This window comes from Bacillus cereus group sp. MYBK14-1, assembly GCF_051916885.1.
Lineage (GTDB): Bacteria > Bacillota > Bacilli > Bacillales > Bacillaceae_G > Bacillus_A > Bacillus_A cereus.
The window spans coordinates 1-23,197 of sequence record NZ_JBQAHM010000025.1; the positions used below are offsets into that span (position 1 = coordinate 1).

Here is a 23,197-nt window from a genome sequence, read left to right on the forward strand (position 1 = left end):
TCTTGAATCGAAAGATTCATAAAAAACGTCATCCTTTCTAGTTAGTTTTGTAGAAAGAATAACGTTTTTTGACAATTGGGGGTAGTAAAATTTCTTAAGTTGATGGGCATGCGGCTGAACCCCTATTAGAGTCTAGATGTTTTAAATAAAAATTTATATAAAATATAGAAGAAGACAGCCGTCAGGGCGCCTTGCCATAAACTTATGTTATATGAAAGAAATGGATGTTTTTTAAAGAAAATATATATGAGTATTGCAGAGCCAAATGGGATAGAAACTGCTAATCCAAATGAAATCCGGCTTTTCCAATTCATTTTTACATCAAAAGAAAAACCTTTTAATATATGAAAAATAATATAAATGCCCCCAGTAAGGATTGTGACAGATAATAAAGTACCTAATATATCAAATGATACACCTTGAAGTGCATGTTTTTTGGGTGAAACTGAAATTATCATTGCGGATATAGTATCTATTCCAAATTGAAAAGCCAATAATAGACTTACAATAAAGCCTATAGATGCAAATTTTTCAAACATTGTTTGCTTAGGTAACGCAGTAATTAATTCGTCACAATATGCTTGTAAATCATCTCCAAAAATATCGTAAGCCGTTTTACCTTCTTTTTGAGACTCTAGAAGATGATCTAAAATCTCTAATAATAGTTCTTCCGATTGTTGTTCCGGAACATTGGAACAACGTATATACACCAAGATGTTCCCATAAGCCAATTCATTTTCTTTTGTTAGCAGTTTTCTTTTTTCATTGTTAACTTTGATCATTTCCTCAGGTTTCAATTTCTTTTCTCCCCTTTAATAACTGATTTACAGTTGTCGATACCATATCCCAACTTTCCTTAAATAACTCTAATTGATCTAACCCCTTCTTTGTTAAGTGATAATATTTACGCTTAGGTCCTAAATTAGAAGCTTTTAAAGTTCCCTCAATGAGTTTTTCTTTCTGCATGCGTAATAAAAGTGGATAAATACTGCCTTCGCTTACAAATGTAAAACCATATTGATTTAACTTTGCGCTTAGTTCATACCCATATACCTCGTCTTGTGAGATGATATATAAAATACAGCCTTCTAATACACCCTTTAGCATTTGGCTATGCATCAATTCATCTCCTTTCAGTATGTTGCTATACAAGTTAGCTTACTTTTAAATTGTAGCATCAAGTAACTTGTTTTGCAAGCTACTTGACAGTCTTTAAACAAATAGGGGTCACCATACATGCCCATCAACTTTAGAATTTAGAATTACCCCATTGTCATCAACTTAAAAAATTGATTGTGCTCCAAAACCAAAAAAATGAGTCAAATTCTCATAAATAACTGTAAAAAAGTAAATTTCTCGTAATGGAGATGTCTCAAAATCTTAGCTTGATGGGCATGTGGCGGTACCTCACTTACTATGTAATACATACTGGGCTTATGTAAAAATTTCTCAATATTATATTATTACTATATAAACTATAATATAAGTAATTCTTTTTATTATTATATGTTTGTTCTTTCCTGTTGCAGAATCCTTATTATAAGGATTCTTTTTTTGTATCAAAAATCTACAAAGAAAAAAGATAAGATCGGGAACACAATCTTATCTTTAGCACAAGGAGTAAACAAAAGGATAACTATCATATTGTTATTATAATTTATTTTTTGTAAACTTTGAATATTATAACCATAATTAACAAGTATATCTATATTGAGAAATTTATTACAAAATTAGTTATAAAATGATTGAAAATTCCAATGTAAACTTTTATCAAAAAGTTTACTTTCATTTTATTTCAATCATTGTGTTTATAATGTCTCTTCGTATTTCCAATAAATAAACTAAAAAGTATACATTTAAAATACTGTTATTGTGATTGTTATAAACTATCTCTACTCTTACATAAAAAACACTCGAACAACTTAAGAATTATATTTCCGTGTCCGATTAACTAAAATGATTTATCAAATCAAAAAGGAGAGTGGGACACATGAAAATAAAATTCAGCATTGGTAAATTGAAAGTTGATTTCATGATCAACAAAGATACATGCAAAGTAATTAGCGAGTTAATAATCAAAATGTTTTTATAATGGACAAGAGGGTATTAGTTTACTCTCTTTTTTCCTTCGTTATATCCTCTAATTTTGTTACCTATATAATTACATAGTCTTCCTGATTAAGAGTCAACAATTCGTAATTTTTTTATTATAGGGGGTAAATCAAAATCAAGATTTTTTACATCACTATCAAGCTAATAATTTTAACGATTCCCATTAAAAAAATTTTATTTTTTCGCACTAAAGGACAAATAAAAAAAGGTCCTTAACAATTTGTTAAGGACTGCAGAATAAAACCGCAATTTGGGCTTAAACCCAATCAGATTGTAGAAAATAAATTGCGCTATGATAGCAATTGTCTTCCCAAAAGCAATGTTTCAAATGAATTTTAATATATCTGTAACTGTAATGGTATCAACAAAATGTGGATTGAATTACAAATAGTGGTTAGAAATATTAGAAAGATTTTAAAAATTAATTACTTCTCATGAAGAAAAAGGATTAAGAATAACTTGTAGCAATAAATTTTTAGAGGAAGGGTGGACCTTTATTTATTAATTCATATAATTTTCAAACATTAAAACTCAGGATTTTAATATTTGTTATATAATGGAATCAAGCCTTAATCAATATGGTTTCCCCGTTATGAATAATGAGATAATTTATGTGTCCCGTGTATTCGCTTTAAAGCAAAAAGAACTTGTAGTGATTTCTATAAGTTCTTTTTGTTTTTCTTATTGTATTAGAAAAAAGCCCTTTAAATATAGCAGAAATAATAATGAAGTGTTTATTTCTCATTTGCTAACTAAAATTTTGTAATTTAACAGGTTTCATTAATAAAAATATTTTAGACTATAGAATGAATCATTAGACAGTTAAAATAATAAGGAAAAAGGGAAGAACCACCAATATTCTTTCCTTTTTCCTGCAATTAGGGTCTCTATATTAATGAATATAGAAGATTATAAAATGTTGGATGCAACAGTTTACTCTCAAAATTATAGCAGGAGTAACAGGTATTTTTTATGCAATATTGCATAAAAGATATGATTTATCAAATATACATGTCTAATGAGAAACACATAAATTCTATAGAGGATGAATTTAATCCTTATAGTTTCTTTATAGTGAATTAAAAGCGGCAAAAACAAAAAGTTTAATTTTATCAATACGAGTTTTTTCTTTTACATATTAAAATGAAAGTACCCTTTCAATGTATACTGACCCCTTCACAAATCGTGAAGGGATTTTTTTATTTAATAAATGAGTTTTACAAAATACACAAAATGTTAAACTCATTAAAACCAGTGATATCATGCATCTTTCTATGGTATTACTCACGTTGGTATGTATATTGGTAATAATAAGTTTTATAATGCTAGTAATTCTGGTGTTGGTAATACATCTCAAAAATTTAACAAAATATTCAAAATTAGCTATTTTCTAGTGGTAATTTCAATGTATAATAATGATTAGGATATAAAATCCTTTTATGCCTTTTTAATTGCTTATACAAGTTAGTTATCCCCGTAATTAAATTTGTATTTGTAATAATCGAAAACGCACCCTTATGAAGAGGTGCGTTTTCGATTATTTAGGTATTTTATATTTTCTTTAGAATCTAATTTCTTTTTAGCAACTAATAGGAATGGAAAACCTAAAATACATATAAGACCTAGAATTCCAAAAACTATATTCCCCTTTACATATCCAAAGTATCCAAGTAATATTCCACCTAGCCAAGGACCTAATACTTGTCCTAGATTCATAAAACTTATTGCTCCAAAGTACGTACCTTTTAGTTGATCTGGGGCAATAAAATCAATAAATATATCAATCATAGAAAAGATTAAAACTTCACCAATTGTAAATATAAAAATACAGGTAAATACTAAAAAAATACTTTTAGAAAAACCTATTCCGATAAGACTAACCCCTATTAAGATTACTCCGAATAAAATAGAAATAAGAGGGGAATACTTTTTCCCAATTTTAATTATAGTATATTGTAAAGATAATACTGTTAGCGCATTTAGCACAATAATGTACGTATATAATTTTACCCCGTTATCAAAAAGAGTACTATGAGAGAAATACTGAGGGAATGTTGAAGTAAATTGGGAATATCCCATAAGCCCAAAAATAAACCCAATTAATGCTATTAAAAAAATGAAATCATTTTTTAGAATTAATATTGAATTCCTCATAGTAATATTGTTTTTTGAAATATCCTTTACAGCAGGTAAGGGATATTTTTTAAATGTTATTACTAAAGACAGCATGTAACCAGTGTATATAAGTGCTGTAAATATAAATGGGAAAGTTGATTGAGAACTTCCCAATAATAATCCGAATAACGGACCTAAAACAACTCCTATATTAATGGCTGTATATCTTAAATTAAAAACTAGTAGTTTATCCTTTGAGTCTGTTGTTTCAGAAAGTAGCGCGCGTGAAGAAGGCTCAAAAAAAGAACCACAAGCGCCATTTAATGCGCTAAGTATAAAAAAGGATATTGAACTATCAGCAATAGAAAAACCTAAAAAAACAAGAATCCAAAGGCAAATTGATCCCATCATAACGGACTTTCTTCCGTATTTATCAGACAAGTTACCACCTATAATACCTGTAAAGATGCTTACTAATGCACTGATGCCGATAATTAATCCTGTAACCGATGGGCTTATCCCTTTTTGAGTTGTTAACAAAATAGCTAAAAAAGGCATACTCATAGTAGTTGCTAACCTAGCAAACAATGTTCCTATAATGATATTAACTCCTAATGGATGTATTTTAGGTATATTCAATAAAACAACCTTCCTTCATACATATTCTATAAGTATATTTTACAATAATATTCATTTTTTTGGTAAAATTTAAAAAATGAATATTTTGTGAAAATATATTTAAAATAATTAAAATTGTTGAATAATTATATTGGAAAAATGGAGTATTTTGGTATAATAAGGGAGAAAAAGGGGATTTCCAATATTTTAAATATTAAGAGGAGGAAATTAAATGTTACCTGAGGTTTTAACTAGTAAAGAACATTTAGAACAAGCAAAGCAAAAAATTGAAGTATTGTGGGCTAAAGGAACTGATTTTTCAAAAGAAGAAGTAGAGGCAGCTAAAGCGGATAATAGAATGTTATTATTGGATATGGACTTTACAAGTGAATGTAAACTACATTGTTATTATTGTGATCGTACTCCCGATCGTTTTAATAAAGGTGAGCGTCAGCCGTTAACTACGGAAGATAGAAAAAGTTTAATTTTACAAGCAAAAGAATTGGGAGCACGTACTGTAGAATTCCCTGGTTCTGGGGAACCGATGATTGATGAGGGTTTTTGGGAAGTAATTGAGTTTATTCATAAAAATGAAATGACACCAGTTATTTTTACAAGTGGGTGGCATTTAGATGATGAATCAATAGATCGTTTATATAATTTAGGGGCAACTATATTTTTAAAGTACAATTCTACAAGTCAGGAAATTAACGATGACATTGTTAAGGTAAAAGGATACGGTGCGTATCTAGAGAAAATTCTTGAAAAACTAGTTGTGAAAGGTTTCACCAAATCAATTCCAACAAGGTTAGCAATTGATTTAGTTGTCACACCTAGGAATGAGGACTTTGAAGATATTGAAAGAATTTTTAGATGGTGTCGTCGAAATAATGTTCATAACTATATTACTACATTAATTCCAGAAGGAATTGCAGATAAAAAATCAAAACTATTTGAAAAAGAACGAGCGAATAGCTTTATTAATCGTTTAAAAGAAATTGATGAAAAAGAATTTGGAATTACTTATAATCCTTCTTTGCCAATGGCAGGAGGTTACAAATGTCGTCAAGTTAATGTTGGGATGTTTGTAAATCTTTATGGAGAAGTGTATGACTGTAATGGCTTAGGCAGATTTTTAGGACATATTCGAATAAATAATTTAAAAGAAATTTGGAATTCAAAATTTGCAACTCATGTAAGAGCTGAAGAGCAAGAAGGATACTGTGCAGTTCGAGAAAGAGTATGGGATGAGACTAATCTAAAAGGATTTGATCGAAAAATGGAAGACTACAATAGTTGGGAGGAAAATAATACACCAGATGAAGTAGTGTTAAAAGGATTATATAGAAGAGAAAATCCAGATAAAGTATTGAGCAACTAAAATATAAAATATACTACCTAATGTAAATGAAATTACAATAGGTAGTATATTTGTAATTAGAGAAATAGCAATCTATTTGTTGTTATTAAATAAGGAGGATTTTCGTGAATAAGCATATTGTGTTTATTGAGGTTAGTATGAGCGGGGCAGGAGAGAAAGCAATAGACTATGCTATTGAAAGAGGATACCGAATTACTGTAGTTTGTAAGGATATAAAAAAGTATAATACCACTTTACCGAATGATGTTAATTATTTAGAGTGTGATACAAATAATCTAGATCACCTATTAAAAGCAGTTCGTAAATTAAATAATACATATACAATAAATGGTGTAACTACTACGCACGATTATTATGTGCCACAAGCCTCTTTTGTAGCTGAAGATTTAGGTTTACCTAGTATTTCTTATCAAGCAGCAAAGGATGTTCGTAATAAATATAAAATGAGACTTAATATTAAAAAGCATTGTCCATATCTGAATCCTCCATTTCAATTGGCATATTCAATTGAAGAAGCTGTTAATTTTGCAAGAATAAATGGATACCCATTTATCGCCAAACCACAAGATGCAAATGATAGTTGGAATGTAGTAAAGATTAATTCTGAAGATGAATTGATAGAATACATGAAAATAGCTGAAAGCTGGGGGCTTAATACATCAGGACAATCATTAGCAAGCGGAGTACTATTAGAAGGGTATATTGATGGTGATGAATTTAGCGTGGAAACCATTCAATTTAAAGGAGAAAGTATTCAACTTATTGGTGTAACTGGTAAAGCATTAATGGGGACTGAGAGAGGGTATTTTGTAGAAGCAGGAGCCTATTTTCCTGTAAACAATGCTTATACGAACTTGTTGTACAAGGAGGTGGCATTGGCACTTAAGATGTTAAATATAGATTGTGGGGTAATTCATACAGAGTGTCGCATTCAAAATGGACAAGTGAAGATTATAGAAATAAATCCAAGACTAATGGGAGATATGGCAGGAAGTCATATGATTCAGTTAGCCCTTGATTCTAATCCATGTGAAATGGTAGTAGAAACTGCCTTGGGTAATTCATTGACCTGGAAAGTTAATTCAAATAAAGGAGCAGCTATTTTCGGCATAAGTATACCAGAAACTGGAGAGTTTGGAGGGATTTCGAATTTAGAATCACTAAAAAAATTGCCAGGGGTCTCCGATTTAAAGGTTATGGCGAAAATTGGTGATAAGGTTAATTATCCACCACTTTCTAATGGAGATTTTGTTGCTAGGTTAGTTACAGAAGCAAAGACTCCAGAAATGGCCTTACAATATGCTAAAAATGCTGCAAAACAAGCCGATGTATTACTTTTGAATAGAAGATAGAAATCGAATTTTTTAAGGGAGAAGTGGTATTATGGATATTCATAAACTAAAAGTAGTTAACGATTCTTCTGTGAAATGGATAGCAGATAATTGGGAGTCACTTGACAATCTATCAAAAAATAATGAAATGACAAAATTCTCATTCCTAAGCTTCCCATTTGACTATGCAGTTAGTCATCGTCCAGGTACTAGATTTGGTCCACAAAGCATTTTAGATGTTTTAAACAGCTATAGTCTTTATTGTGCTGATAAACGAGTCTCTCTAGATAAAAGCGTTTTTTATAATCTAGGATCCGTAGATATTGTACATGATTTGCAGCAATCTTATAAAAACATGGAAGAAGCTGTATCCAATATTGAACAGGGGCATATTCCAATTTTCTTAGGGGGTGACCACTCTATTGCTGATCCAATTATTAGAGGGATGTATAATAGATTAGGTAATGATTCATTTGGTGTTATTATTTTCGATACACATTTTGATTTTAGAGATCCGTTAAAAGGTAAAGAGCACTCAGGTCATTGGTTAAAAACTTTGCAAGATAAAATTGATTATAATAATGTCGCAATTATAGGGATTGGAGCGCCTATTTATTCTAATTATTATATGGAAGAATTAGAAAGTAGAGGAGCTAAAATTTGGACGTTATATGATTTGAGAAGAATGGGAAGAGAAAAGGTTATAGAAGAAGCTATAAATCATGTGACAAAATCTACAGAGGGGGTATATTTATCTGTAGATGTCGATTCTATGGATCAAGCTTTTATATCTGGATGTAGTGTTCCTAATCCAAATGGATTATATCCATATGAGGTAATTGATAGTATTTATGAAATTGCATTAAAATCTAAAGTGGTTGGAATAGATATTAATGAAGTAAGCCCTTGGTATGATCATCAACAAAATTATACACCACATGTTGCAGCGAATATTATCTTAAACTTTATGGCCGGTGTTATAAAGAGTCGTTTATAAAGATTTTAATAATGCTTTCACTTGAATAAATTTTGTTTTTCCATACCGATTACACACCTTTATAGAGAAATAGTCCAGGGTTTAGAGATTATTTGTAAAAGTTTTTAAGTTTTTGCAACTAGTGGTAAAGTAGCATTTCTTATAGCAGAGATGCTACTTTGCTTCTTCATATTCCCTCATTATTTTATAAAACGTGTTTTTCCGTAGCTCTAACATTTCCATAAACATAACAGCTGTTACTTCTCCACTCTTCCATTTTGAATAAGTTTCTTCTATTATATATATTTGTTGTTTGCTTAGCGTCGAAAGGTTTACCCGAGGACGTCCTAAGTGTTTTCCTTGAGATTTGGCTACAGCAATCCCCTCCGCTTGTCGCTGGCGAATTTTTTTACGCTCTTGATCCGCAACATAGGAAAGCAAAGATAAAAATTGGTCTTCCATTAAACGGCCCATATCCCCCATCTCACGAAACTTTCGACTATCAAACAGTGTTTCATTTTCTAAAACAACAATATCAGCTTGTAATTCTCTTGTTATGTACTTCCATTCTGAAATTACCTCATCATAATTGCGGCCCATACGATCTAAAGCATCTATGTAAACAATATCACCTGTACTCAATATTTTTCGTAATAATTGATATTGAGGACGATCAAAATGTCGTCCACTTGCTTTATCGACAAAAATGCGCCGAGCCTCCACCCCACGTTCCATCATCTTATGTAATTGACGTTGTTCATTTTGATCTTTTGTACTTACTCGTATATATCCATAAATATTCGCCACGTTTGGTATCCTCCTTACATTTGTTACCTTAATTATAAGATTTTCGTTTATAAAGGTATTCATTAAAATAAACGTTTATAAACATGTTTACATCACCTTTATAAACTTGATATTTCAATGTTTCATAGATGTTCTTTGACCGTTTATAAAGGTATACCTTTACAAACTTTATCTTTTGAAATAAATCAGAAAATCAATAATTTACAAATAACATTGTTGCGATTTTCATTTTATGGTATTTTCAATATAGATAATTGTAAAAAAAATTTGGATTTAGACTAAATTATTTAAAAGAAGGGATAAAATGGATGTGAAAGAGCGATTTAAGTTAAGTGGTCTTACAGTAACTCTTCAAAGAATTAAAATCTATGAAGCAATTAAAAAATTAGATCATCCGACACCCGAAGAAATCTTAAATAACCTGAAGGATGAAATACCATCATTTAGTGTATCTGCTGTGTATTCAAACTTAAGTCTTTTATTAAGTCATAAATTAATTAGTAAAATTGGTTTTAGGTATGATATTAATCTTGATAATCATTATCATGTAATATGTACTGAATGTGATAAAATTATTGATTTCTACTATCCTTCTTTAAGTTATCTGGAGAGAGTTGCTTCTAGTATAAGTGGTGTTTCAGTGGAACAACATGATTTGTTATTGTATGGCAAGTGTTCTCAATGTAAGTTAACTACTAATTCATATTCATAAAGGCGGTAACTATAATGAAATCAACTCTAATTTTATCAAAAACTGAAGTAGAAGAAATGATGGATGAAAAGGAATTACTTTACTACATAAAAAAAGGATTTTTAGCTAATTTAATTCAAAATTCCACAAATAATTCAATTGAAAAATACCAATCAACTTTAAATAGTGAAATGAATAGTGTTGTAGTTTTATTCCCAGGAATTTTGGATGGTATTCCTGCATATACAATAAAAATTCATGCTAAGAACCCTAACCATTCACCTTCAATAAAAGGAGTTATTCAATTAAATGATATAAATACAGGTGATATTTTAGCGATAATGGATTCTACTTATATAACTGCTATTAGAACAGGAATATCAGGTGCCTTAGGCACTCATATTGTTGCTAATCCTGATTATAGTAAAGTTACTATTATAGGAGCAGGTATACAAGGAGAGGTCCAATTAAAATCATTACTTAAGTTTAGAAAGATTAGTAAAGTTACTGTATACGATTTAGATATTGAAAAATCCGAAAGATTTGTTGGTATTTTCAATGATCTTAATATACCTATAGTAATTGCTAAAAGTGTAGATGAAGCTTTACATAAAGCAGAGATAATAATAACTGCTACTTGGTCAACAAAGCCGTTTATACAACCAGAACTTTTGCAACATGGAGCTCATATTACAACACTGGGAAGTGATGAAAAGGGGAAAGTGGAAGTGTCTGCAGAGGTTATTAAAAAATCATTTTTCGTATGTGATAGCAAAAAATTAGCATTATCCGTTGGGGTTATAGGTAGCTTAGGGATTAATCCTAATTGTATAGATGCAGAATTAGGTTTTATCTTAAAAAAGCCTCTCAAACATCCCATAGAAAAATATAATTATACAATATACCATGCAGTAGGCATGCCATTTCAAGATTTGGCAGCAGCATGGATTGTTTATAAGAAAGCAAAAAATGCCCAAAAAGGGCATTCCCTGAATTTTTTAAAATAATCCCTAAGTGGAGTATTATGAACTGATATTTGTTTCTTTCAGAACCTCTGTACTTCTATACAAAGGACTCCGATACGCGAAGATTGCAAATATTATAATAAGTAATCCTTGAATAATAAAAATTACTGATGGGTTATATTTTGTCAGTAATACTCCACTTAGGAAGCCCCCTAAACTTGAGCCTAAATATGCAATTCCTCTACATACTCCAGAGACTCTTCCCATCATATTATTGGGTGTAATAATTTGCCTTAACGATCTCCAATTAATGGTATAAAGAGACATACATCCCATATAAATAAATTGAGCTAGTATTAGCGTATAAATGTTTATTGATAAACCTAATCCTATTATTCCGATACCCATCATGCCTAGACTTATTACCATGACAGAACCTTTTTTAAACTTACTGAATATAGAAGCAAGGTAAACAGATGAAAGGAGAGTGGCAATACTAGAAAGTGAAAAAACTATTCCTATTAAGTTTGCCTCAATTTTTAAATTATTAGTCATAAAAAAAATTAGTAATACTGTATAGGCTCCCATAGTTATATTAGTGCTCGTACTTAGTATTATGCCCCATCTTAACTCGGGATGTTTAGGGATAAATAAAATTCCTTCCATAAAATTATTGATAGCATTCTTGATTTTATTATTATCTTTTTCGATATACTCTTTTGAAATTTTTATAAATAAGGCTATAATACCTGCTGCTAAACATGAAAAAGCAGTGAATAAAATAGTAGATGAAGCAGAAAAATATGCTATTAAAATCCCTGCAAATGCTGGTCCCAATATAGTTAAAATCGAATTTGTTACTTCTACTAAAGAATTAGCATCTATTAATAACTCCTTTTTTACAATTGAAGGAATTGATGCTTCAAATATAGATAAATTTACTCCCTCAATACAAGAAAGCACAAAAACTAATATATATATATGCCATATTTCTAATGCTTGTCTATTATGCAAGATAAATATAGTTATTAAAGGGATAGCCGCTAAAAAATTTCCTACAATTAAGCATTTTTTTCTATCCCAAAAATCTGCTAAACCTCCTCCTATTATTCCAAATATCAAATGAGGTAGCATACTGATAGCAAATGTGAAAGACATTTGTGCACCTGAACCAGTAATTTCAAATACAAACAAAGGTAATCCTAATAAAAATATTCTATTTCCTAAAACATTTAAAGATTGTGATAACCATAAAATATTAAATTCCTTTGATTTCCATATTTGGCTATTAAGTATATTTTTTTTATAAAACACTAAGTATTTCCCCTTTACAAATTTTAAAGCTCCCCAATATTATATTTATTTCATGGGGAGCAAAAGGATTATAAAGAAAAATAATCTACCTTTAATCTAGGTATATAGTTTTGAGGATCAGAATAGTATTGAATTATTTGATCATGGTATTGGTCATACGAGTGTTTTAGGTCATGCATGCAGTTGACAATAAAGTGCGCTCTATTCGCAGGAATAAGTTCATGTGGTTCAAGAGCTTCTTCCAATAAGCTGTTATGATCAGCTTCAACATCACCACGTAGGTGTTCAATGAAAGGGTCTATATCTTCAAAAGTATATCCATAATTCTCACAAATTTTCTCTAGAGATGCCTTGGAACTTTCGTATTCTTCTTTTCTTGCTTCGAATAAGGAAGTACAAGTTAAATATGCTAATGTATCTTGTCTAGCAATATCAGACATCATATTTATTAATGACATTGTTCCAATAATTGGGTGAGAATTTTCTACTTCCTCTTTACTAAAGCCTAGGTTTTCTAATGCTTGTAAAATTAACTTCGTATGATCATATTCTTCTACAAAATATTCATTTAGTATATCTAAGTATTTTGGATCGTTACAATGGTTAATAGCAGTTGAAATATGTTTAGATGCAGATTTAACATAATGATAATTTTCAAGAATATAGCCTACAAAAACCTCTTTAGGAACATCTTTATAATACATTCTTGAGAATAGTTGATGATAGCCAATTTGCTTTTTCCACATTTGACTACTTTCTTTAATTTGATCTATAAACTTTTGTGCTGAAATAAAATCAACTTTTTCTTCTTTCCTCATTAAATCATTTTCAACAAACGTACTAACGATACTTGTAATATCTTCTTCTGGAACATCAGTGATGTTACTTATCTCACTTATAGTATGCCTACCATCGAAATATCTTTTTATCTCATAAAATTTTTGTCTGTCACCAATTTCTTGACCTAATTCGTAGTATTCAGTTCCTACAATCATTAAAAGTGAATCTGAATTATTTCTTTCAACAAAAGTACAATGTCTTAATCTTGGTTTATATTGAGATGTTATTTCATCATGATATACTGTTTGGCTCATATTTTCCTCCTTAGATAAAACAACGGACAGTCATAATTTATAACTGTCCGCTGTAGTTGATTAATAATTAACCACACATGCCTACAGGTGCACAAGATGGAGTTACTTCTGGTTGCTTATCTAGTTTCTTTACGCTAATTTTAATCGCCATTATAAATCCCCCCCTCTACTAATATTTGGTATAATTACCGACTTAATTATATTATGAAATGTGAGAAAATGTAAACTATTTATCTGAAAATTTAATCTTTTTATGAAAATCCGCATTTTTGGATTATAAAATTTATTTTTTAAAAATTTAAGTTTTCAACCTCAATTTAAATATTGAAATTCTCTAAATTTGGATGTATTATATTTTTGTATTTTCTCACTTTCCGAAGCCGAGAAAACATCATCACTTCTGAAAGGGCCTGAACTCCAGCGGGCTCTTTTTTACTTTCATTTTATTAAAATCACTGTGTTTATACCATTTCTTCGTATTTCGAACAAATAACCGAAAAAGTATACATTCAAAACACCGTTATTGACAATCGCTACTTTTACATAAAAAACACTCTAACAGCTTAAGAATTATATTTACGTGTCCGATTAACTAAAATGATTTATCAAATCAAAAAGGAGAGTGGGGCACATGAAAATAAAATTCAGAGTTGGTAAATTGCAAGTGAGTTTTGGGATTAACAAAGATACATTTAAATTAATTGGCGAGTTAATAATTAAAATTTTTTTATAATGGACAAGAGGTTATTAGTTTATCTTCCTTTTTCCTTCATTGTGTTCATTTATTTTGTTACCTTTCAACTTACATATTCTTCATTATCAGTAGTCAACGATGTATAAAACTTTCGTTATAGAGCTAATTAAAAACCTAAACTTGAAGGCATGTGGTTCTAATCTGGCCATCAAGTTTAGAGAGAAAATACCCCAAAACGAAAAAATGAGCTTTTCTTTCACAAATTAACACAAAATTTCGTTTTGGGGTAAACCGTCTTTGTTAGCTTAATAACAATGGGGTTACCATATCACAAAAAGAAAATTGTACGTTAAAGTGCTTCATTCCAACCAACCTTTGTATCAAAGCGAAAGTACTGATATTTATATTTAGAATTCAAATTTATAAAATTGAATTTTCTGATTCGTATTGAAAAAACACTACTAATATAGAAAATTTTGTAATTTTTTTATATCATTAATTCGATAGCGCTTTCAAAGAGGGTAAGAAATATTGAGAGGATGAAAGAATATGAGATTAAAACAAATGCTTGTCGGTTTACTCAGTGTTATATGTTTCATTGGTTTTACAACACCAGCTGACGCTTCATATTTAGTGAATATGACATCAGGCGGAAGCAAATATATTTATTCAAATAATCCAGAATCCATTGAAGGGAACATGGTAAGTACAGCTCCGTATGGTAAATATACAGTAGACCAACCATTACAAAACAACACATCTTATGTTTCTGAATTCTATCATCACAACTATACTGGAGCTTCTTTACGAGTTGGGATAGCGATTAAAAATAACAATAATTACACAGCAAATGTGAGAGTCCAAAACAAAGCAATCTTAGCAGGTAAATATACAGTAGATACAGCATCTTCTTTACTTCGCGATTTTGGGAACAGTAGCAATGATCAAACAATTTCTATTCCTGCCAATGGAACCGTTGTAATCCTTGCAATCGCTACACCAACACAATATATAGTAAATGGAAAAGTAAAATTTATCCCTCAATCAGGAGGGCTAAGTGCAAGGAATTTCTTTGTATCCGATAATAAATATAATTTAAACGAGCTATTTAAACTACCAAAAGCAACATCTACAAAAAATGACATGACATCTGGGTTCTTTAATTCTGATACTCGTACGCTGACTGTAGATGCTAAGACAGTATCAAATTTTCACCTTTCAGCATACACAGCCAATCCAGGTGAATTCGAAACAGGTACAAATGTAATTGGAAACTCAAAGTTATTAGGAAACTATGGAATTGTCTATGATGTATTTTTAAAAAATGCTACGGGTAAACGGATTAAGATTACTCCAAACCTAGCATCAGTTGGTGCAACACAAGCACAAATTGTTTTGTGGACATCCTCCAATTCATGGTACCGTACGTCTTATGTTAGCCGTAACAGTGCAGAAAAATATTGGTTGATGGCTGTTCCATCTGATGGTCATTTTAAATATTCATTACCAGGTGGGAATTTTGGGAATGTACACTTTGAAATTGTGAATTGACATTTATCGGTTCTGTTGCAAAGTTTCTTAACATGGGTAACCATACATGCCTATAAACTTAAGTAAACAAATTCACCCAAAGCATCTATTAAACAAATACGATAAAGTACCTATGTAAGTAGGTACTTTTTTCTTTGTTATATAAAATTTATATAGTAAAATCATAATTTAACAAAGCGGACCATTAACCCTATAACTCATCCATATCTCAAACATTGTTTCATAGCTAAAATATTTTAACAAATGTTTGTTTAATTTTTCTATCCCTAATTTCTTCATCACATAAATAAAAAAGATAAGAAAACCTCATTTACATATATTCAAGAATTATAGTTAGTTATAATATGAAATTCATTTTCTTATAGCTAATTAATCTTAAATTTGATTACATGTTATTCTGTAAGAATGCACCATTCTTCTCTATTTACCTATATCTATATTTTTTATAATTTATTATGATATAGATATTAATTTAAAGTGTTTTGTTCAAATTATTCAATTGAGATTTTTTAGGTGTTCAAGATGGCTATTTATTACCCTTTTCTAAATTCACAAAATTTTCAAATATAAAAGACACATATTTTAAGATTCAGTGTATAATAAAATCAACCCGTGGTTATAGTGTTTGCTCCGATTCAAATTATGAGATAGTTTGTGTTAAATTTTTTACATTATCTAAAAAAGAACTTGTAGGGATTCCTACAAGTTCTTTTTGCTTTTCTTATTGTATTAGAATAGAAGATTTTAAATATTGCAGGATCAATAATAAAGTATTTATTTATCGTTTGCTAGCTAAAATTTTTCATTTCATATACATTATACCTTATATATACTTTCGAATTTTCCTTCCTATACCAATCACGCACCCATATAAAGATAGTAATACCCTATGTCTAAGAGTTATAGATTCATTACAAATATCATGGAGCTTTTACACCAGAACCCATCTGTGTTATCTCTTGCATAATCCCACCGATGCTCATTAAAGCAGTTGTGATGAAAAATAACACGATCACAAGAATCAAAATTTTCTTTTTATGTAATCCAGTTAAAACATATAATCCAATTCCTAAAACAATGTAGTACCAAATTGCAAATATATCTACTCTTTGCGCCATTGCATGCAAGATAGGATAATCGGTTAATAAGGGAGCTAATCCTGTATAGGAAATCTGATAATCCCCAAGAAAAACAGCGATTGTTCCATTTAACAACATACCGAGTTTCATAATGAACACAGCATAGAGCGTAACACAAAGTAATTCTTTATATGTTGTATCTACTCCAAAAAATATCATGATATTTTTGTAGAAAACGGGAGCGCAAAATACGGATATAATTCCACTAATCGTAGTAAAACTGAAAGTAGTTAAGAACATAATATGTGTAACGGGTTGAAAATCAGAACTACCATTTATTTGTTTTATTGTAGGATTATTTAGTGTGACGTATGAGATAAGAGCGCTCGTAATAATTGTTAAAAGCAAAATAATGATTAGCGGTACAATAATTGGTTTGTGGATGCGCATTCTTTGAAATTGTAGTGTAGGTGAAGTGATTATACTGAATATAGATGGTTTTTTGGTGAGATCATCGTTTAATCCTGTATTGGTTTCCATAACTACTCCTTTCTTTCGTAAACGTCAAGTAACTTTAAAAATTAACAATAAGGGTTGGGATTAGAACAATTTTTTCATTGCACTTTTGATTTTCAAGGAGTTTATCGCTAGACTTAACATACAGTTTCTGTTAATCAAAACAAAACATTTCTTCTTATCATCTCAATTTCCCCTTGAATTCCTCTACTTAGGTTTGAAGTGGTCCAATTATAATTGAGATGAATGTAAAGGTATTATTTTTAAAGAAATTCGACAAAATCATCCGAATCCCTTTTTCATAAAAGATTTTATAGAATAATTCTCGAATATACAGCTGGCTGTCCTTGTTTAATGAAAAGCAAATCTATTAAGAAGCCATCGTAACTATTTTCTTAATATTGTAATTGACATACTTGGTGCTTAATTGACCAGTAAAATGTTTTTATCAATCTACAATAGTAAAACTAGCAACCCTGTTGTTCCCAAACAAGAAATTTTAATATCAAAAAAATAATTCATACTAAGTAAGTAATTTGAAAAAATTGTAAAATTAAATATTACCTGTTTTTTTATGATAAACTTGAAATACACAAATAGATAGGGGGAGGAATTATGAAGAATCGTTCTCGAATAAGAAAGGTATTGTATGGTATAGGGTCAATTTTAGTGTTTTGGGGACTTATGATGCTCAATATTATTAATGGAATTAATTTGTTTGAACATACAAACAAATTATTAGCTGCTGGTGTTATTATTTTAGGGATAATTCTTTGTATTATTTCTAATTTTCTCAGAAAACCTAGAAACCCTTCCAATTAGTAAGGGTTTCCATATTAAATAGACAATATTCAAAAATAAAAAACAACCTGGTCCTATATAAATAAAGAACTCAGGTTGTTTTTTTGTAACTATTTCCCTTCGATGTAAAGGATTAAATCGTGAAACCATCTCAAATTCAAACATAATTATTTATTCCAATCAATAAACCTAACAATAAATCTCTGTTATTCTAAATATATTGATTATATAAAAAAAGCCCCAAATTATGTTCAATTCAAAACATAATTTAGGGCTTAATTTAAAAGTAATAATTACCTATTATTAACAAGTGATACCGAACCCTGCTAAACAGCCAAGACAAGCTGCGGCTCCAACTCCTGTAAAGAATCCACCACAAGCTGTACCACAAGCAATTTTGACTGCAAGCGGTGCTCTATCCCACCCCTTACTAATACAGTCTAATACGTCAGTGATACCTTGTCCCTGTAGCTTCTCACTTAAATTTACTACTGGTTTTAATTCACCATTTTCAATATTCCATGATACTTTATGTGTCTCATCAGATGTAGCAAATGAAAACGTAGATTCTCCATCTTTATATTCTAAAGACATTACTTTAACATTTTTAACCATATGATCTTCATCATAATATGCAACCACAAACTTTTGAAGTAAAGCATCTGCTTGTTCTACAGGTATCACTACTGCGAAGCCATTTGTTCCAGGGTACATATTAATTGTAGTTTCGTCGTAGTTCAATTGATATTTATCTCCAAGTTCTTTCATCTCTTTTACCTGTTTTAATTTCTCAATTAGATAACTTGTTTTCTCAATTCTAGCAGTCACAACTGCTACATTTTGATTTGTCATCATATTTTCCCCCTTTATAATTTTAGAAACATGCCCAAGCATTTCCACCAATGCAACCCGCACACGCTGCACACGCTGGAGCTAAACCACCGAGGCAGGTAGAACAAGCACCACCACAAAATCCTTGTAACCAACCAGGTAACGCCATAAAGTAATTATAAATACATTTAACAATATCTTGAGATTGTAGTTCTCCATTTTTTTCTACCTTAATTAAATTAAAATTCTCATCGTAGATCCCTGTTGTTTTGTTTGAAGTATTTAAATCATTAAAACTAACTTTTAAACCATCTTCTGTGTTTAAAGTTAAGACCTTTACTTTGAGCACACCATCTTCTTTTTCAAAAGCAAGGATAAATTGTGAAATTTCTTCATTTTCTGATTTCACAGGAATAGAAATTGATTTTCCATCTTGTGTTTCATTTTTATTCAGATCAATAGAGCTGAAATCCAAAACATTCTGTTCCATAAATTCTTTAACTTCTTTTAAAGAAAGCAATGTCTGAACAATTTGGTGTCCTTTGTCAATTCTTTCTGACTTAAAAATATTATGATTTGCTTCTTGACTCATTTGTAATTCCTCCTCTTTTTGAATTGCTCCCTGCAGGTTACAACATATAAAGAGAGATTTGATACTTAAAAATCAATTTTCAGATTAAAAAACTAAATAATATTCTATATTTAATTAAAAAATAGTGTAAGGGACTTAATTTAACCTTATCTAAATAAGAATTATTTTTTTTAGATAAGTTGATAATTCTAAATATTAATTCTCTTTATATATAAAAGATTTATTATGTATATATTTGGAAAAATGTTATTGTTAATATGTGGAATTATTAATTTCTAAAATATCTATAATTTAATGGTCTTAACAGAAGAGAGGGATAAATATGTTTAAGCAAGTAGACTTGTGTCACTTTACCCAAAAGTATCAAGAAGCTTTTAAACAACCAATAATCCAAAAGTTTCTAAAAGACTCAAATAACTATAAAGTCTTCTTAGACTATCTACAGCATCCTGAATCAAAACACCATATCGAGGAATTAGATAAATCATTTAAAATATTTTATAAGAAATCAAAATTAGGAAAATACTTAGATAATCTTATTCACTTTTACTCAATTGACTATGACAAAAGAAGAAGAAAAATTCATTCACGCTTCTTACTTACCTTAAACGGTAGCGGAGAGGATGATTCAGATGGAAAATTCATTGAAAAATCAGATAAATATATTATGGCGGAAGAAAAAAGCATATTGGAACTAATGATTTCTAGTTCATCAGGATTAAAGAGTCACATAGAAGATGAATCTCTATACAAAGCTTTTTTAAAATTAACCCCAAAACAACAACATATACTGGAACTTATCTATGTAAAAGGATTGTCGAACATAGAGGTGTCTGAATATTATAATGATTCACCTCAAAATATATCTGCTATCCATAAAAGGGCTCTAAAAAAACTTAAAATAGAATACTTGCAAGATTAATAATAAAAGACATTTTAATTGAACATAAACATATAGCGCCTCATTTATATGGTATGGTCCCCTTATAGTAAACAGGAGAAGGAAGGCAGATTAACCTGTTTACTATAAGGGGATTTTTCTATATATAAAATTAGAGTCACTTACGATGTAGAATTTTAAAAATAAAACTGTAGATTTATACTTAAAAGAAGACATAAGCTATAAATTCATTGCGGGAAAATTAGGTGTTTATCCCTCGGTTGTAGGTCATTGGGTGAAACAATTTTTCGAGGCTGTAATCAGGAAAAAAGAGGCATATGTAATATGGTACTTATCAACTATTAAGCATTTGTAATTTAATAAAATTGTTTCCTATGAAACCAGTCATAGAAAATGCTTAAGGCTTATTTTAGACACACTTAAAAACAAAAAAAAAAAAACGAAACTTGAATGGAATTCCCTTATATATTGATCAAGAATCATTAGCATACATCTAGTTAATATAATCAAATACTTAACAATATTAGATGAAGGCAAGTATTTCTCGAAAGGGCTACTTTTAGGATAATGATTGTATAGAAAACTTATTCAGTAACTTTAAGGCAGATTTTTCCCATTTATATTCTTTAGGTAAAATCGATGAGGTTAATATTGCAGTTTTCAAATATATACTGTTTATAATCATCAAAGATTTTAAAAGGAATTAAATAACCTGATTTTATATAAATATAGAACTTAGGTTGCATAGTTGCTCTTTTTAAGCACTGTCTACTTGAGAGAAATTTACTTTTTTACACGTATTCTGATTATAAGGATTTGCTGATAGCTCTTGTCCAAACTCTCCCAACCAAGCTATAAAAACTGCTCGTTTGAGTGGAAAATCTGCAAAATAACAAAATCCACGGAGAAAATCTTCGCCATGGATTTTGGGTTTAAAAAGCCTTATCTATCAAACTATATTTTAAATCTATAATAAAAATTAAACAATTTTAAAGGGCCTTAATACCATAGAATGTATTAAGGCCCTTATATTTTCATATCAAAATTAAATAGCTGTATTACTCACTTGCAGTTTTTGGTTATTCAGAAAAATCGGAAGATACGTCCTTAATTCTGATTAATCCATTACCTTGTAGCTTTTTAGATAAATTTAAATCTTCACAGCTATTCAATAAATAAGCATATATTTTCTCATACTTGTATGAAGAATTATTTAAATTAAGATGATTTATTAAAAGAGAAACCAACCCTGTAACGTGTGGAGCCGCCATTGACGTTCCTGACAACTCTGCATATGTCCCTCCTAGATATGTTGACAATATTTTTTCTCCTGGAGCCACAAAATCTATTCTATTATTACTATTTGAAAATCTTGAAACTTGATATGCCTGATTAATAGATCCAATTTCTATGACTTTGTTATAATATGCGGGATACAGTATTTCATCCGTTTCAGCTATATCATCTCCATAATTTCCTGAAGCAGCTATTAGAATAATATCAGATTGTATTGATTTATCAATTACTTCTGATAAACCTGGATCATCTATTGTTCCCCCAATTGATAGGTTAATTATATTAACCTTTTCACCATTTATTCCTCTCCATGAAACGGCATATTGAATAGCTTGAATAAGACTTTTGTACTCACCATTATCAGAATGATCAATAACCTTCAAGATAAGTAATTTACTTTCGGGAGCAATTCCTATAATTCTACTATTATTCTGAGCAGCTATAATACCAGCCACATGAGTACCATGTCCAGTATAATCAGTATATATATCAGGATCCCCATCATCATCCCTTGTAAAATTAACCCCCCCTATAATATTATCTTTCAATTCCGGATGCGTTACCTCACATCCAGAATCAATAATTGCAATAACATTTCCTTTTCCTTTATTAGATTTTTCCCAAAGTACAGGGATATTCATAGTTTGAATTCCTATTGGTAATTCCTCAGCCACCCGAACAGAATCGTTTACAATATTAGGAATTAGATGTATGTTCATTTTTCCACCTCTCTTTTGTTATAAAGAGGAAAAGAAAGGTGAAAAATAAATTTCACAGCTAAATTTCTACAACATTTCAGTTTAAGAATATATTTTAACTTGCATTTATGCTTTTTAATTTTTAAAATTATTCTAGATTAAAATTTTCTTTATTAAGTTCCGATATTAAAAATAAACAAATACAGGCTATTACTTTTGAAACATATTTTTATCGACGATTTAATTTTTCAAAATGATAGTGTCTTATCTTATAACTTAATAAAAAACAATTTATCACTTATCCAAACAGGGTCAAGTGATAAATTGTTTTTGTGCCAAAAAATATTTAATTATTATCAGAATGACATATCTTTAAATCGTATATATCCTCAATAGATTTACTTAGTCGCTTTATTTCTTTTGAGTAACAAATAGCTAGATCTTGATAGAAAGGAATTTCTGTTTTTTCACAATCATCAATCTGCTTTACAATATTAATTAAATCAGATTTTAATTTATTATATTTCAAGACCCCACTTTTAATATCAGTATTATTTTGTATTTCCTTAACTTGTTGAAGGAATTTTTCTAATTTACTCTTATCAAAACCTAATATGGTCTCAGTGAAATTATTAGTATAAATAACTTCAGTATAAGGAGTACCTTGGATATTTTTTTTTATAAACTCCTCTTTATACTCTTCTTCTAATACATTTTTCTCAGTGAAATCCATGTTGTTTTCTTGCATCCATTTTTTTTGTACATTACAGAAAAAGCAATTTGGATTAGTGTATACAAAAATTTCTTTAATCATCTCTATCTCCTTTCTTATTC

At 29.7% G+C, this 23,197-nt stretch carries 19 protein-coding genes; 8 read left to right on the forward strand and 11 right to left on the reverse strand.

All coding sequences use genetic code 11. The annotated features are described in order from the left end of the window. Window positions 1-125: 125 nt before the first annotated feature. The 3 genes from ACTFR3_RS28780 to ACTFR3_RS28790 form a co-directional block, all read right to left on the reverse strand. Window positions 126-797 (reverse strand): DUF1129 family protein, encoded by a 672-nt coding sequence (locus ACTFR3_RS28780; RefSeq protein ID WP_080609102.1) that lies wholly within the window; start codon window positions 795-797, stop codon window positions 126-128. Beyond that, window positions 787-1,119, reverse strand: coding sequence for a PadR family transcriptional regulator (locus tag ACTFR3_RS28785; protein WP_000556074.1), 333 nt, complete (start codon window positions 1,117-1,119; stop codon window positions 787-789). Before ACTFR3_RS28785 ends, ACTFR3_RS28780 begins: the two co-directional genes overlap by 11 nt. Before the next feature lie 2,508 nt (window positions 1,120-3,627). Continuing rightward, window positions 3,628-4,866: an MDR family MFS transporter gene (locus ACTFR3_RS28790; RefSeq protein ID WP_440045092.1), complete on the reverse strand. Its 1,239-nt coding sequence runs from the start codon at window positions 4,864-4,866 to the stop codon at window positions 3,628-3,630. A 211-nt stretch (window positions 4,867-5,077) separates the two neighbouring features. Here ACTFR3_RS28790 and ACTFR3_RS28795 point away from each other — a divergent pair, with 211 nt between their 5' ends. From ACTFR3_RS28795 to ACTFR3_RS28805, 3 genes are all read left to right on the forward strand, one after another. After that, on the forward strand, window positions 5,078-6,226 hold the full coding sequence (locus ACTFR3_RS28795; protein ID WP_098877601.1) for a radical SAM/SPASM domain-containing protein: 1,149 nt from the start codon (window positions 5,078-5,080) through the stop codon (window positions 6,224-6,226). A 104-nt stretch (window positions 6,227-6,330) separates the two neighbouring features. Further along, window positions 6,331-7,578 carry an ATP-grasp domain-containing protein gene (locus ACTFR3_RS28800; RefSeq protein ID WP_325842780.1) on the forward strand — a complete coding sequence of 416 codons (1,248 nt, stop codon included), beginning with the start codon at window positions 6,331-6,333 and terminating at the stop codon, window positions 7,576-7,578. 31 nt (window positions 7,579-7,609) lie between these two features. Continuing rightward, window positions 7,610-8,554, forward strand: a complete 945-nt coding sequence (locus tag ACTFR3_RS28805; protein WP_121868713.1) for an agmatinase family protein — start codon at window positions 7,610-7,612, stop codon at window positions 8,552-8,554. Window positions 8,555-8,707: 153 nt separating this feature from the next. Here ACTFR3_RS28805 and ACTFR3_RS28810 read toward each other — a convergent pair whose 3' ends face one another. Then, the gene (locus ACTFR3_RS28810; RefSeq protein ID WP_440045093.1) at window positions 8,708-9,340 is read right to left on the reverse strand and encodes a recombinase family protein; all 633 of its coding nucleotides are present in this window, start codon (window positions 9,338-9,340) and stop codon (window positions 8,708-8,710) included. A gap of 304 nt (window positions 9,341-9,644) precedes the next feature. Here ACTFR3_RS28810 and ACTFR3_RS28815 point away from each other — a divergent pair, with 304 nt between their 5' ends. Both ACTFR3_RS28815 and ACTFR3_RS28820 read left to right on the forward strand, forming a co-directional pair. Beyond that, entirely contained in the window at window positions 9,645-10,052 is a 408-nt protein-coding gene (locus ACTFR3_RS28815; protein ID WP_440014583.1) for a Fur family transcriptional regulator, read from the forward strand. A 14-nt stretch (window positions 10,053-10,066) separates the two neighbouring features. Next, complete coding sequence (locus tag ACTFR3_RS28820) at window positions 10,067-11,038, forward strand: ornithine cyclodeaminase family protein (RefSeq protein WP_098885542.1); 972 nt, start codon at window positions 10,067-10,069, stop codon at window positions 11,036-11,038. A gap of 15 nt (window positions 11,039-11,053) precedes the next feature. Here the strand turns inward: ACTFR3_RS28820 and ACTFR3_RS28825 are convergent, their stop codons facing one another. Both ACTFR3_RS28825 and ACTFR3_RS28830 read right to left on the reverse strand, forming a co-directional pair. Further along, complete coding sequence (locus ACTFR3_RS28825; RefSeq protein WP_440014585.1) at window positions 11,054-12,310, reverse strand: MFS transporter; 1,257 nt, start codon at window positions 12,308-12,310, stop codon at window positions 11,054-11,056. 68 nt (window positions 12,311-12,378) lie between these two features. After that, entirely contained in the window at window positions 12,379-13,404 is a 1,026-nt protein-coding gene (locus tag ACTFR3_RS28830; protein ID WP_174103703.1) for an iron-containing redox enzyme family protein, read from the reverse strand. Window positions 13,405-14,647: 1,243 nt separating this feature from the next. Here ACTFR3_RS28830 and ACTFR3_RS28835 point away from each other — a divergent pair. Next, window positions 14,648-15,649 (forward strand): hypothetical protein, encoded by a 1,002-nt coding sequence (locus ACTFR3_RS28835; RefSeq protein WP_440045094.1) that lies wholly within the window; start codon window positions 14,648-14,650, stop codon window positions 15,647-15,649. A gap of 920 nt (window positions 15,650-16,569) precedes the next feature. Here ACTFR3_RS28835 and ACTFR3_RS28840 read toward each other — a convergent pair. Next, window positions 16,570-17,268 (reverse strand): YIP1 family protein, encoded by a 699-nt coding sequence (locus tag ACTFR3_RS28840; RefSeq protein WP_440045095.1) that lies wholly within the window; start codon window positions 17,266-17,268, stop codon window positions 16,570-16,572. Window positions 17,269-17,859: 591 nt separating this feature from the next. On the opposite strand from ACTFR3_RS28840, the gene ACTFR3_RS28845 reads away from it, so the two are divergent. Further along, window positions 17,860-18,066, forward strand: a complete 207-nt coding sequence (locus tag ACTFR3_RS28845; RefSeq protein ID WP_440045096.1) for a hypothetical protein — start codon at window positions 17,860-17,862, stop codon at window positions 18,064-18,066. Window positions 18,067-18,348: 282 nt separating this feature from the next. Here ACTFR3_RS28845 and ACTFR3_RS28850 read toward each other — a convergent pair whose 3' ends face one another. Beyond that, window positions 18,349-18,897, reverse strand: a complete 549-nt coding sequence (locus ACTFR3_RS28850; protein ID WP_440045097.1) for a hypothetical protein — start codon at window positions 18,895-18,897, stop codon at window positions 18,349-18,351. Window positions 18,898-18,919: 22 nt separating this feature from the next. Next, entirely contained in the window at window positions 18,920-19,468 is a 549-nt protein-coding gene (locus tag ACTFR3_RS28855; protein WP_440045098.1) for a hypothetical protein, read from the reverse strand. A 322-nt stretch (window positions 19,469-19,790) separates the two neighbouring features. Here ACTFR3_RS28855 and ACTFR3_RS28860 point away from each other — a divergent pair, with 322 nt between their 5' ends. Beyond that, entirely contained in the window at window positions 19,791-20,390 is a 600-nt protein-coding gene (locus tag ACTFR3_RS28860) for a sigma-70 family RNA polymerase sigma factor (RefSeq protein ID WP_061668041.1), read from the forward strand. Between the two features lie 1,058 nt (window positions 20,391-21,448). On the opposite strand, the gene ACTFR3_RS28865 is transcribed toward ACTFR3_RS28860, so the two are convergent. Both ACTFR3_RS28865 and ACTFR3_RS28870 read right to left on the reverse strand, forming a co-directional pair. Then, complete coding sequence (locus ACTFR3_RS28865) at window positions 21,449-22,384, reverse strand: S8 family peptidase (protein WP_440045099.1); 936 nt, start codon at window positions 22,382-22,384, stop codon at window positions 21,449-21,451. A gap of 325 nt (window positions 22,385-22,709) precedes the next feature. After that, window positions 22,710-23,177 carry a glutaredoxin family protein gene (locus tag ACTFR3_RS28870; protein WP_061668043.1) on the reverse strand — a complete coding sequence of 156 codons (468 nt, stop codon included), beginning with the start codon at window positions 23,175-23,177 and terminating at the stop codon, window positions 22,710-22,712. Window positions 23,178-23,197: the final 20 nt, after the last annotated feature.